12 protein-coding genes and 1 tRNA gene are annotated in these 11,693 nt (G+C 64.5%); 5 read left to right on the top strand and 8 right to left on the bottom strand.

Going from position 1 to position 11,693, the window contains the following annotated elements; translation table 11 throughout:
* Window positions 1–4: 4 nt before the first annotated feature.
* On the top strand, window positions 5–2,239 hold the full coding sequence (locus tag SPR01S_RS05920) for a TonB-dependent receptor (protein WP_245661886.1): 2,235 nt from the start codon (window positions 5–7) through the stop codon (window positions 2,237–2,239).
* Between the two features lie 101 nt (window positions 2,240–2,340).
* Here SPR01S_RS05920 and SPR01S_RS05915 read toward each other — a convergent pair.
* A tRNA-Val gene (locus tag SPR01S_RS05915) sits at window positions 2,341–2,415 on the bottom strand.
* A 143-nt stretch (window positions 2,416–2,558) separates the two neighbouring features.
* Window positions 2,559–2,936: a cell cycle two-component system response regulator CpdR gene (gene cpdR, locus SPR01S_RS05910; protein ID WP_066586354.1), complete on the bottom strand. Its 378-nt coding sequence runs from the start codon at window positions 2,934–2,936 to the stop codon at window positions 2,559–2,561.
* Window positions 2,937–3,047: 111 nt separating this feature from the next.
* Here cpdR and SPR01S_RS05905 point away from each other — a divergent pair, with 111 nt between their 5' ends.
* On the top strand, window positions 3,048–3,896 hold the full coding sequence (locus tag SPR01S_RS05905) for an N-formylglutamate amidohydrolase (protein WP_066586353.1): 849 nt from the start codon (window positions 3,048–3,050) through the stop codon (window positions 3,894–3,896).
* Between the two features lie 24 nt (window positions 3,897–3,920).
* On the opposite strand, the gene SPR01S_RS05900 is transcribed toward SPR01S_RS05905, so the two are convergent.
* The 4 genes from SPR01S_RS05900 to SPR01S_RS05885 form a co-directional block, all read right to left on the bottom strand.
* The gene (locus tag SPR01S_RS05900; protein WP_066586350.1) at window positions 3,921–4,373 is read right to left on the bottom strand and encodes a hypothetical protein; all 453 of its coding nucleotides are present in this window, start codon (window positions 4,371–4,373) and stop codon (window positions 3,921–3,923) included.
* 193 nt (window positions 4,374–4,566) lie between these two features.
* Window positions 4,567–5,118, bottom strand: coding sequence for a cytochrome b (locus tag SPR01S_RS05895; RefSeq protein ID WP_066586348.1), 552 nt, complete (start codon window positions 5,116–5,118; stop codon window positions 4,567–4,569).
* Window positions 5,119–5,146: 28 nt separating this feature from the next.
* Entirely contained in the window at window positions 5,147–5,917 is a 771-nt protein-coding gene (locus tag SPR01S_RS05890) for a SapC family protein (protein WP_066586347.1), read from the bottom strand.
* 64 nt (window positions 5,918–5,981) lie between these two features.
* The gene (locus SPR01S_RS05885; RefSeq protein ID WP_174531874.1) at window positions 5,982–7,430 is read right to left on the bottom strand and encodes an FAD-binding oxidoreductase; all 1,449 of its coding nucleotides are present in this window, start codon (window positions 7,428–7,430) and stop codon (window positions 5,982–5,984) included.
* Window positions 7,431–7,509: 79 nt separating this feature from the next.
* Between SPR01S_RS05885 and SPR01S_RS05880 the strand changes: the two genes are divergently transcribed.
* The 3 genes from SPR01S_RS05880 (at window position 7,510) to SPR01S_RS05870 (ending at window position 9,888) form a co-directional block, all read left to right on the top strand.
* Window positions 7,510–7,971, top strand: a complete 462-nt coding sequence (locus SPR01S_RS05880; RefSeq protein WP_084250980.1) for a hypothetical protein — start codon at window positions 7,510–7,512, stop codon at window positions 7,969–7,971.
* 287 nt (window positions 7,972–8,258) lie between these two features.
* A complete protein-coding gene (locus SPR01S_RS05875; protein WP_066586344.1) occupies window positions 8,259–9,692 on the top strand; it encodes a DEAD/DEAH box helicase in 1,434 nt (477 codons plus the stop codon).
* A 7-nt stretch (window positions 9,693–9,699) separates the two neighbouring features.
* Window positions 9,700–9,888, top strand: coding sequence for a DUF1289 domain-containing protein (locus tag SPR01S_RS05870; protein WP_066586341.1), 189 nt, complete (start codon window positions 9,700–9,702; stop codon window positions 9,886–9,888).
* A 236-nt stretch (window positions 9,889–10,124) separates the two neighbouring features.
* Here the strand turns inward: SPR01S_RS05870 and SPR01S_RS05865 are convergent, their stop codons facing one another.
* A complete protein-coding gene (locus SPR01S_RS05865) occupies window positions 10,125–10,748 on the bottom strand; it encodes a glutathione S-transferase family protein (protein WP_066586334.1) in 624 nt (207 codons plus the stop codon).
* Between the two features lie 43 nt (window positions 10,749–10,791).
* Complete coding sequence (locus SPR01S_RS05860) at window positions 10,792–11,664, bottom strand: dienelactone hydrolase family protein (RefSeq protein WP_066586331.1); 873 nt, start codon at window positions 11,662–11,664, stop codon at window positions 10,792–10,794.
* Window positions 11,665–11,693 lie beyond the last annotated feature (29 nt).

Genomic DNA, 11,693 nt, shown 5'->3' with positions numbered 1-11,693 from the left:
CCTGGTGACGCTGGCGCGCGAAACAGGGGTCGAGATCATCAGCACCGAATCGGGATTGCGATCAATCCGAACCGAACCGGTCCTGGGACACATGCCGGTGCGCAAGGCGCTCGACCGCCTCCTTGCCGATACCGGCTATCGCGCGATCGCGATCACCGGCGGCTATCGTATCGTGCGGGCGCCGGCTCGCGCGGCGCCACGCAAGACACGACCGGCGGTGACGTCGTCGCCGTCCTCCCCGCAGCCCGACATCATCGTCACGGCCAGCAAACAGCGCATCTCGCTGTTGCGCTACCCCGGGAGCCTCATGGTGACCGAGACGGAACGATCGCCCCCCTCGGCGGCGGGAACGATGACCGACCTCGCCCCTGGCATCCCGATCCTGCAAAGCACCCAACTGGGCGCCGGACGTAACAAGGTATTCATCCGCGGTATCGCCGACAGCAGTTTCAGCGGCACCACGCAGTCGCCAACCAGCATTTATCTCGACGACGTGCAACTGACCTATTCCGGACCCGATCCCGGCTTGCGGCTATATGACATGCGCCGGATCGAAATATTGGAGGGCGCGCAGGGCACATTATACGGTTCGGGCGCGATCGGGGGCGTGATCCGGCTGACTTCCAACCCGGCCGATCTCTCTGCGATAGCGGGCGCGGCGTCGAGCGGCGTCACCGCGACGCAAGGGGGAAGCACCGGTTTCGATGTCGCCGGCATGGTCAACCTGCCGATACTGAAGGACCGGATGGGGATGCGCGCGGTCGCCTATACCGTCCATGAGGGCGGCTATCTGGACGATGTCAGACGCGGCCTGAGGAACGTCAACCGCAGCGACACCGTCGGAGGACGGCTGGCGTTACGGATCGACCCCGGCGCCGGCTGGCGGATCGAGGCGAGCGGGGCGGGGCAATGGATCGACACGCGAGACGGCCAATATGCCGAAGCCGCAGAGGGGCCGTTGACGAGGCGCTCGCGCATAGCTCAACCGTTCGACAACCGCTTGCTGTTCGGTCGCCTGACGGTCAGCCGGGAGTGGGACAGCGGGCTGCGACTCTTTTCGGCGACGGGCATCGTCGGCTATCAGTCGACAGACCAGTTCGATGCCACGCCGCGGCGCCCGCTTAGTTCGAAGTCGCCGCCGGTCATGTATATCGCGAACCGCGACAAATGGTTGTTGAGCCAGGAAACGAGGCTGTCGCGCTCGTTGCCGAACGGCAATTCCTGGGTCGTGGGCTTCACCCTAGCCAGGGATCAGGACATATTGTCGCGCGCCGTCGGTTCGCTGGGGAATTCGTTCGACATTATCGGCGTGACCAACGTCACCAAGGCTGCCTCGTTGTTCGGCGAGGCGACGATTGCCCTGTTGCCGAGTCTTTCGGTCACCGCCGGCGGACGTGCCACCATGGCCCGAACCGATGGCGATCCCTCGTCCGCCCCGCAATCGGCGAATTTCGTCAAAGGCCGGTTGAGCCGGCGATTTGATCCGACATTGGCCTTTTCGCTGCAAGTCTCGCCGCGTCTTGCCTTGTTCACGCGGTTCCAGACCGGATACCGAACGGGGGGGCTCGCGGTCGCGACCGGCGTTGGCCGGGTTGCCGATTATCGATCCGACGCGATCACCGTCGGCGAAATCGGGATGCGCAAGCTACGCGACGGTCCGATGGGCCTGGCATTTTCGGGCAGCATTTCGATGGCGCTCTGGAGCAACATCCAGGCGGACCTGATCAACCGTCGTGGCCAGCCCTATACCGACAATATCGGAAATGCCCGGATCGAAGCGGCCGAATGCACAATCGACTGGGTACCGGTCGCAGGCCTGCACGCCGAGGCTTCCTTCCTGCTTACGGCCAATGAAGTCTCCGGCCCGATCGCCGATCAGTCGACGCGCAATAACCGTCGATTGCCGGAGACGCCGCCGTTCGCCGGTCATTGGGGCTTGTCGTACGAATGGGCCACGCGCGGACTTGCGCCGCGAATCCGAATCGGCGCCGATTATGTCGGCCGATCCGTTCTCGGCACGGGCGACCTTCTCGACGTGAGCCAGGGAAATTACTGGCTTTTGGGCCTGTCGGCCGGTGTGCGTCGTGGCGGATTGCGGGTCGATCTTGCTGTCGACAACCTGACCAACAGTGCGGCAAATCGGTTTGCCTATGGCAATCCGTTTTCGCTGACCTATCGTGACCAGACCACGCCGTTGCGCCCCCGTAACGCCAGGTTAGGCATTGGTTTTGGCTGGTAGATCGCATCGTGGCTCCGCGCCTGGCCTGGCCGCGCCACGCCGGCCCCTATGGACGAGATACACAAAAGCCTCGGGAAACCGGAGTTTCCCGAGGCTTTCGATGGTGGGCGTGGCAAGGATTGAACTTGCGACCCCTGCGATGTCAACACAGTGCTCTACCACTGAGCTACACGCCCACGGGGAGGGCGCCCTGTAGCGGCGCTTCCGCCGCTGTGCAAGCGAGTTTGTCATGTGACGGTGCCGGCCCGCTCCCCCACCCGGCCACCCAATTAATTATCCTTTGGGAGGCCGGGTGGGGGAGCGGGCTGGCACCGTTTTATTAAAGCCCGCCGTTGGCGCTTTCGACCTCGAACAGGCGGTCGACCTCGATCACGAGATCTTTAAGATGGAACGGTTTGGATAGCACGCGAGCGTTGGGCATCTGCTTGCCGGCGCGCAGGGTTACCGCGGCGAATCCGGTGATGAACATTACGCGCATATCGGGCGCGATGTCGGACACCTTTTGCGCCAATTCGATCCCGTCCATCTCAGGCATGACGATGTCGGTCAGCAGCAAATCGAAATGCTCGGTTTCGATCAGCGGCAGCGCGGCAGTGCCGCGATCGACGGCGGTAACGGCATAGCCCGAGCGTTCGAGCGCGCGCGTCAGATATTCGCGCATCACCGAATCGTCTTCGGCCAATAAAATCCTGATCATGCCCGTCCGCTGCCTCGTGTCCCGCGAAGCTTTTTATGCCCCAAGGGCTTAAGATTTTCCAGCGTCGCGCGACGATTGCCCCGATGCGATACGACGAGTAGATTTGCCGGCATGGCAGTTCCCTCGTTCGACCGCGTCGGACCAATCCCGCCGGACAGCCCGGTAATCCTGTCGGTGCCGCATGCCGGGCGCGATTATCCGCTTCAGTTGCGCGCCGCCGCCGCCGTGCCGGTCGCGTCGATGCTGGCGCTGGAGGATCGCCATGCCGACGATGTCGCGCTGGCCGCGCGGATCGACGAGACCGTGTTCGTGCAGCGCCGCGCGCGCGCCTGGATCGACCTCAATCGCGGCGAGGACGAACGCGACCCGATGATCGACGACGGCGCGCGGCCGATTCCGGCCGGCGCGGCGGCAACCAAATTGCGCAGCGGGCTGGGCCTGGTGCCACGACGATCGGCGCCCGGTATCGCGATCTGGAACCGACGGCTGGGCGACGACGAGGTGCGGCAGCGCATCGCCCAGGATCACCGACCCTATCACTCCGCGCTGGCCGAGGCGCTAGCGGCGGCGCGCGAGCGGTTCGGGGCCGCTTTGTTGCTCGATATACATTCGATGCCGCCATTGCCCGGAGGGGCCGCCGCGCGCGTGGTAATCGGTGACCGCTTCGGCCGCAGCGCGGGCGGACGGCTGGTCCATCGGCTGGAAGGGGAAGTCGTCGCCGCAGGCCATCGCGCGGCGCTCAACACGCCCTATCCGGGTGGGTATATTCTGTCCCGCCACGGCCGCCCCCACGAGCATATCCACGCGATCCAGATCGAGATCGACCGGCGACTTTATCTCGACCCCAGCCTGACCGCGCCTGGCAAGGGTCTGGCCGGCACCGCCGCCTTGCTACGTCGAATGATCGATGCCGCCACCGATGAGTTGTTGACTGGTGGGCTGGCACTGGCGGCCGAGTGAGGCCGGAACCAACAAAAAAAGCACTTATTGAGGTTGCAGCGAGAGCAACAGTTCGGGTGCGAATAATACGCCTTCCAGACCGTAGCTGCTTTCCCAGCTAATCTGGAAATCGCCGATCGCCGGACCACGGACGGAACGCCACCTGGATTCGGACGTGACGGCAGCGATTGTCAGACTGGAAACGATCGATCCGGCATCTCCGGTGAGCGAGACCCCGCTGACCCGTCGAAGGGCGATCGTTATCAGCGCGTGCTTGTCCAGAACGACGAAGCCCCGATCGTCGACCTTGTCGGTCATTCGGAAGGCGGCAAGCACGAGTGTTGCCGAATTGTTAGCCAGTTCCAGGCGTTCCAGCGTGGCATCGTGGAAAGAGGGTGCGAAGCCGAACCAGTCGACCACCTCGGCGCCGCCGGGAAGCATACGCAAGAACTTCTCATAGGAAGTCGCTGAATCAGCCGCCGGCCCGGTCATCGCCATCTGTTATGCAGCCGCCCAATAAAAAACCACCTCGGGCAAATGCCCGAGGTGGCCAAGGTTCAGGGAGGAGACACGCTCGAAAGCGTGTCTGCACGACCTCGCGAAAGGGGGGACACGAAGCCGTACTCAAGCAACATAGGTCGATGAGATTACCGTTTCAAGACTCGGACTTGAACGTTCTCAACGGAGAATTTCATCCGTTTCGGTTCAATCCCGGCGCCATCCGGGCAAGCACGCTGTCACGCAGTAGAAAATGGTGGCGCAGTGCCGCCGCGATGTGCAGCACGACCAGCGCGAGCATGATATAGCCGATCACGCCGTGGAGATTGCTGCCCAGCTTCGCCGCCGCGCCCGATATCGGCAGCGGCGGAACCGGGAACAGCCAGAACCATGCCATCGGGCGCAGCCGCGCCGGGTTGGACGACAGCATCCAGCCGGTCAGCGGCAACGCCAGCAACAGCGCATAGAAGGCCCAGTGCGTCGCCTTTGCCGCCGTCCGCTCCCAGCCCGTCACGTCGGCTGGCAGCGGCGGCGGTCGATGCATCAGCCGCCAGCCCAGCCGCAGCAGCGTCAGTGCCAGCACGGTGATCCCGATCGACTTGTGGACCGGCATCACCCATTTGATGCCGTCGAGCAGCGATTCGTGGAACAGCCCGAGCGCGAGGTTGACGAGGACCAGGAGCGCAATCGCCCAATGGAGCCAGATCGCGCCCCACGAATAGCGGTCGGTTCGGATCAGCGTCATCCTCGTCACTCAGCGCGCCCGGACACCGTCAGGCGACGAGCTGCGGAGCCGGCATCAGCCCCAATTGCATCTGGCGCGTGAAGATCTCGCGCATCACCGACAACGAGAACAAATGCGCGTAGATCAACGGCAGCAGGCCCGATTGGGTCATCTTGCGCAGCTGGTCGCCGCGCAGTTCGTTGAGCTTCTGTTCGTTGACCATGCGGAAGCCCGAATAGACGAACGGCTTGTCGGCGCCGTCCGGCTGGATCGTCACTTCGCCGTCCATCAACAGGTCGAGTTCGCGCAGCTCGTTCATGAATGCCGCGGTACGCGCGCCGGCTTCCTCGAACTGCTGATTGAACTCGAGGATGTTCTTGGTGACGTCGGTCGGCGCGCCGTCGGCGAACAGCGGCTCACCGTCGTCGAACGCACCGATCGTCTCCGAGCTCGGATCGAAGCACAAAGTCAGCTCTTCGGCTTCCGGACGGAGGCGTGCGAGCAAATACGGATAGCGGCGGATATAGGCCGGCACATAGGTATAGGGCTCACGCAGCTGGCCCTTCTCGTCGATGAAGACGTTGACGCCCTCGTTCAGGCCCATCAGCGCCAGCGGCACGCCATCATCGCCTTGCGAGAAGACGATCGGCATGTTGCGCTGCGCCATCGGGAATTCGTCCACGGTCAGCGGGATCGCGTGCTGGTTGGCCAGAAACGGCGCGCCGTTGGACGGGCGGATGCGAAAATTGCCGTGCTGTTCGCTCGAAAGCGGCTCGAGCGCATTATAGAAAAGCGGAAGCGACTGCGGCGCGCTGGCCATTATCCTACTCCAATCGAATCTCTTGAACGCGGCTCCCCCAAGAAGCCGCACGTGGCCGTGCGCCCTAAGGGGTGGCGCCGTCGGGCGCAAGGATAACGAGCTTGCCCGGATTCATCAATTCGCTCGGATCAAAGGCCCGTTTGATCGCTCGCAACGCCATCATCCGCGCCGGCGAGGACAGGCGAGCCAGCTCGTCCCGCTTCAGCTGGCCGATGCCATGCTCGGCCGAAATCGATCCGCCGGCGGCGACGACGAGATCGTGGACGAACGCCGAGATGACATGGCCATCCTGATCGTACCAGCGGGGACCGTCGGTGTCGACCGGCGCCCGCACATGGAAATGGACATTGCCGTCGCCGAGATGGCCGAACCCGGCCGCGTGCGTTCCGGGAAAGCGCGCCTCCACTGTCCTCGCGCCTTCGGTTAGGAAGCGCGGCATGCCGGCGACGGGTACCGAGATGTCGTGCTGTAAGGCGGGCCCTTCGGCACGCGACGCTTCCGGGATGGTTTCGCGGATTTTCCACAAGGCGTCGGCTTGCGCCTCGCTTGCCGCAACGACCGCATCCTCGACCTCTCCTGCCGCGAGTGCGTCGCCGATCATCCGTTCGAGCAGAGCCGTCGGCGGCTCGTCCGAGGGCGCCGCACGCGTCGCTTCGATCAGGACGTGCCAGCCATGATTGCCGCCCAGCGGCGTGCGCGTGGCGGGGAAATGGCGGATCACCGCATCGAGAAAGCTTTGCGGAATGATCTCGAAGCTCTCGACCGTCTGGGTAGCGGCCTGCAGCCGCCGCAACAGCGCCAGCGCGCGTTCGGGATCGGCCAGGCCGACCCAGGCCACCGCCCGATCGAGGATCGCCGGGACGAGCCGTAGCGTTGCCGCAGTGATCACCCCGATCGTGCCTTCCGCGCCCACCAGCAACTGGTTGAGATCGTAGCCGCGATTATCCTTCTTGAGCGCGGCGAGCCCGTTGTGGACGGTACCGTCGGGGAACACCGCCTCGACCCCCGCGACCAGCCCGCGCATCGTCCCGAACCGCAGCACCTGCGTGCCGCCAGCGTTGGTCGAGGCTAGGCCGCCGATCGTTGCGCTGCCCTTTGCGCCCAGGGTGAGCGGGAAGCGCATTCCCTCGGCCAGCGCCGCGTCGTGAAGATTGGACAGGATCACGCCTGCCTCTGCCACCGCCAGGGCGTCGGCCGGCCGGAGCGAGCGGATACGGTTCAGCCGCCGCGTCGACAGGATCAGCGCCGAGCCGTCGGTCGGCGGCGTGGCACCGGCGACCATCGACGTATTGCCTCCCTGCGGCACCAGCGCGACGCCAAGCTCGCGCGCCCTGTCCACGACCAATTGCACCCCCGGGACCGTGTCGGGCGCCAGGATCGCAGGGCTGCTGCCATGAAAACGGCCGCGCCAGTCCGTCAGCCACGGGGCGATATCCGCCGGATCGGTGACGACTGCCTTTTCGCCCAGCGCTGCGCGGACGGCGGCGACCAACTCGGCCTGTGCGGGTGTCATGGCAATGGCGCTAGCATGGCCGGGCGCGCGCATCCAATTCATTGCGTGTTCAAATTATGGCCTTACCAAGGCGCGCTTCATGCCGAATCCGTCCCTTGCCGCCTTTGCCTTCATTGCCTCCATCGCCGCGGCCGCTACTCCCGCGCCCGCCGGCCAGGTGACCGGCATCGAACTGGCGCAAGTGACGATTCGCGGACGGATCATCATCCGCGTCCCCAGCAGATTGCGTGGCGCGCCCGCCCAACAACCCACACCGGTGCGACCGATCAAATGGGCCGAGAAAAAGGGTCCCAAGTGCATCGCCGCCGACCAATTGGGCGGGGCGATCGTCGCGGCCGATTATGTCGATCTGGTGTTGCGCGGCGGCGACCGCGTCCGGGCAGAGTTGGACGGCGATTGTTCCGGGCTGGGTTATTACGGCGGTTTCTACGTCAAACCGTCGGCCGACGGCCAGGTCTGCGCCGGACGCGATTCGATCCGTACGCGCTCGGGCGACCAATGCACGATCAGGAAATTCAAGAAACTGGTCGCCAAAAAGTGAGTCGTTGACGCCTCACGGCGCCGAGCGGCACCGGCCCACTCCCCCACCCGGCCTTCCAAACAGCGTATCTTATGGGAGGCCCGGTGGGGGAGTGGGCGGAGCAGCCCGAGGTTCCGGCGATGCGCAACATCGTTGGAATGGCTGCGAAGGGCGGTGCCGCGACCGAAACTCGCGCTTCCGCAAGTTTCGCAAAAAGACGCTCAAGCTTGACTTTCGGCAACTGATCGGCAAGCGCGCACGTTGTTGGATGGCGCACCTGCGCGCCGCCCATTTTTCCGGATTTATGGATGCCCTTTGCCGACCTCGGCCTTTCAGATGAGTTGCTCCGCGCCGTAGGCGAGTCGGGCTATACCGAACCGACTCCGATTCAGGCCGCCACCATTCCCAGCGTGCTGATGATGCGCGACATCATCGGTATCGCCCAGACCGGCACGGGCAAGACCGCCGCGTTCGTGCTGCCGATGATCGATATCCTGGGCCATGGGCGCAGCCGCGCGCTGATGCCGCGCAGCCTTATCCTCGAGCCGACGCGCGAATTGGCCGCTCAGGTCGCCGAGAATTTCGAGAAATACGGCAAGTATCACAAGCTCTCGATGGCGCTGCTGATCGGTGGCGTGCAGATGGGCGATCAGGTCAAGGCGCTGGAAAAGGGCGTCGACGTGCTGATCGCAACGCCGGGCCGGCTGATGGACCTGTTCGAGCGCGGCAAGATCCTGCTGACCCAGTGCAACCTGCTGGTGATCGACGAAGCCGACCGCATGCTCGATATGGGGTTCATTCCCGATATCGAGAATATCTGCACCAAGCTCCCGGCCAATCGCCAGACGCTCCTGTTCTCAGCCACGATGCCGCCGCCGATCAAGAAGCTGGCCGACAAGTTCCTGTCGAATCCCAAGACGATCGAGGTCGCGCGCCCCGCCACCGCCAATATCAACATCACCCAATATGTGGTGCCGGTCGGCAGCGCGAGCCACGCCAAGCGCGCGGCGCTGCGCCAGTTGCTGGGCCAGGAAGAGGTCAAGAACGCGATCATCTTCTGCAACCGCAAGACGACGGTGCGCGAGCTCAACAAGAGCCTCAGAGGCTATGGCTTTTCGAGCGGTGAGATTCATGGCGACATGGAACAACCGCAGCGGATCGCCGAGCTCGAGCGGTTCAAAAAGGGTGAGATCAACATCCTAGTGGCGTCCGACGTCGCCGCGCGCGGGCTCGACATCAAGGGCGTCAGCCACGTCTTCAATTTCGACGCGCCCTGGCACCCGGACGATTATATCCACCGCATCGGCCGCACCGGCCGTGCCGGGGCAACCGGCGTCGCCTATACCTTTGCGTCGAGCGCGGATGCCGAGAATATCGATAATATCGAGAAGCTGACCGGCATGAAGATCCCCCGGCTGGAAGGCGGCCCGCCGCCCGAAGCCGAGGAGGCACCGCGCGGACGCTCCGCAAGAGAGGAAAAGCCGAAACGCGCGCGCGCCGCGCCGCGCCGAAAGGCCGCCGAGGAAGAAACGCCCGACGCGCCTGCACCGCGCGCGGAAAAGCCGGCGCGCCGCGAGGAACCGCGCCCGCGCAGCGATCCGCCGCGCCATCCCCGGGAAGAGCCACGCTCCCGCAACGACGACCGCCGCCCGCGCCGCGGCCGCGAGCAGGACGATGGTCCGGACGAAGGCTGGAACGGGCCGGTGCCCGACTTCCTCAGCGTGGTGCTGACCAGCGACTGAGGCACGCGTGAGCCTGCCCGACTTCATCAGCCTGGTGCCGGTCGAACCGATCGTCAGCCCGTGCGTCAATATCTGCCGGATCGGCAAGGACCGGCTATGCGAAGGCTGCCGCCGCACGGTCGACGAAGTCGCGCGCTGGACGAGCATGACGCCGGCGGAGCGCGATCGAGTGATGGCGGAACTGCCGGAGCGCTAGGCGGCAGGCCAATCAATTGCACGCTTCCCCGGCGAAGGCCGGGGTCCAGTACCGACGAAATGAGAAGGCATCCCCACTCATCGTCTTCATCGCCGCTGGGCCCCGGCCTTCGCCGGGGAAGCGTATTTCCTTTGGACGCGATCAACCTCTGGAATTGCTGCGGAAGCCAGAGTTCAAGGTCCCGGGCGAATCCCTTCGCAACTCTGGGCTCCTGCGTTCGCAGGAGCACTGCGATGTCAGGCGAGCTGGTTGGTTTCCATCAGCGCATCGTCCAGTTCGTTCGCCCGCTGATAGGCATCGCGCGAGGTCAGTCGCGCTGCATAAGCGGCGAAAGCGTCGCGCTTCGGGATCGAGCCGAACTGGTTGCCCCAGATTACCTGCGCGCCGACATAGACATCCGCCATCGTAAAGGCGTCACCGGCCACATAATCATATCGCGACACGGCGTGTTCGAGCACCTCGATCGTCTGGTCGTAATTGCCGTAACCGAACATCCTGCCTTGGTCGGCCTGGGGGACGAAGCCGGCACTATTGTTCGTCACGGCATGTTCGACGGGACCGGCAGCGAAGAACAACCAGCGGTAATAATCGGCGCGATCGGCCAGCGCGGGCGCCAGACCCGCATCGGGAAAGGCATCGCCGAGATAGGCACAGATCGCCGCGCATTCGGTGACGATCTTGCCCTTGTGCTCGATCGCCGGCACCTTCCCCATCGGGTTGATCGACAGGTAATCGTCGCTCTTCATGCTATCGGCATAGTTCATCACACGGACTTCGTAATGCGCGCCGACTTCCTCCAGCGCCCAGCGGGCGATGCGGCCGCGCGACATCGGGTTGGTGTACAAGATCAGGTCGCTCATCGTCCTCTCCCTCGGGAACATTGGCGGGCGGGATGCCCGCCGGTCACAGCGCCTTCTGGAACAATGCCAGTTGACGCTCCCAGGCGCGGTCCGCCTGCGCCGCGTTGTAAACCTTGCTATCGGGCGGGCACCAGCCGTGCATCGTGCCTTTATAGACCTCGATCTCGGCCGGCAGCTTGGCGTCGTCGAACGCTTTCCTCAGCACATCCTTGTCGGTCGGCGCGCGCTGGTCGTCATTCTCGGCGATGGCGATCAGGAAGCTCGCTTTCATCTGCGGAATCAGCGCGTTGGGGCTGTCCGGTTTGTCACCGACTAGCCCGCCGCCATGGAACGTCCCGCCCGCGCGATAGCGGTCGGCGCGCGCGGCGACGGTGCGGAACACCATCGGCCCGCCCATGCAATAGCCAGTGCTGGCGAGCCCGCGCTTGGTGTCGACTTCCTTCTGCGCATCGAGGAACGTCGTGAACGCCTTGGCGTCGCTGACCGTCTCGGCCGGCGTCAGTTTCTCGACGAACGGCATGATCTTCGCCCGCACCTCGGGTTGGTCGAACGATTCGCCGGACTTGAGGAACGGTGCCTTGGTCGAGCGGTAGAATTGGTTGACCACCAAAACGGCATAGCCCGACTGCGCCAGCCGCTCGGCCATCTGCCGGAAAGCCGGACGCAGGCCCATGATGTCGGGCCAGATCAAGACGCCGGGATGCTTGCCCGTCGCCGGCGCGACGAAATAGGCGTCGGCCTTCCCCTCGGGCGTGTCGATCACGACATCGCGGCCCTTGATCGACGCGGCATTGGCGGGAACCGGCAGCACCGCCATCAGTCCCGCGACTCCGGTCATCATTCCGAACTGGCGGCGCGACGGATGGGCAATGCCCAGGAAACGATCATTATCCTCCGCTGTATGCTCGTCGCACATGCGATCTCTCCCTGGGTGGCTCGATTCGG

Source organism: Sphingomonas pruni NBRC 15498 (genome assembly GCF_001598455.1).
GTDB lineage: Bacteria > Pseudomonadota > Alphaproteobacteria > Sphingomonadales > Sphingomonadaceae > Sphingomonas > Sphingomonas pruni.
This window is presented reverse-complemented; position numbering and strand designations above follow the sequence as displayed.

Bases quoted from the DNA above. Each gene is read 5' to 3' on its own strand.
- cpdR (WP_066586354.1), bottom strand. From the start codon at position 2,936: ATGATCAGGATTTTATTGGCCGAAGACGATTCGGTGATGCGCGAATAT.
- SPR01S_RS05905 (WP_066586353.1), top strand. From the start codon at position 3,048: ATGGCAGTTCCCTCGTTCGACCGCGTCGGACCAATCCCGCCGGACAGC.
- SPR01S_RS05900 (WP_066586350.1), bottom strand. From the start codon at position 4,373: ATGGCGATGACCGGGCCGGCGGCTGATTCAGCGACTTCCTATGAGAAG.
- SPR01S_RS05895 (WP_066586348.1), bottom strand. From the start codon at position 5,118: ATGACGCTGATCCGAACCGACCGCTATTCGTGGGGCGCGATCTGGCTC.
- SPR01S_RS05890 (WP_066586347.1), bottom strand. From the start codon at position 5,917: ATGGCCAGCGCGCCGCAGTCGCTTCCGCTTTTCTATAATGCGCTCGAG.
- SPR01S_RS05885 (WP_174531874.1), bottom strand. From the start codon at position 7,430: ATGACACCCGCACAGGCCGAGTTGGTCGCCGCCGTCCGCGCAGCGCTG.
- SPR01S_RS05880 (WP_084250980.1), top strand. From the start codon at position 7,510: ATGCCGAATCCGTCCCTTGCCGCCTTTGCCTTCATTGCCTCCATCGCC.
- SPR01S_RS05875 (WP_066586344.1), top strand. From the start codon at position 8,259: ATGCCCTTTGCCGACCTCGGCCTTTCAGATGAGTTGCTCCGCGCCGTA.
- SPR01S_RS05865 (WP_066586334.1), bottom strand. From the start codon at position 10,748: ATGAGCGACCTGATCTTGTACACCAACCCGATGTCGCGCGGCCGCATC.
- SPR01S_RS05860 (WP_066586331.1), bottom strand. From the start codon at position 11,664: ATGTGCGACGAGCATACAGCGGAGGATAATGATCGTTTCCTGGGCATT.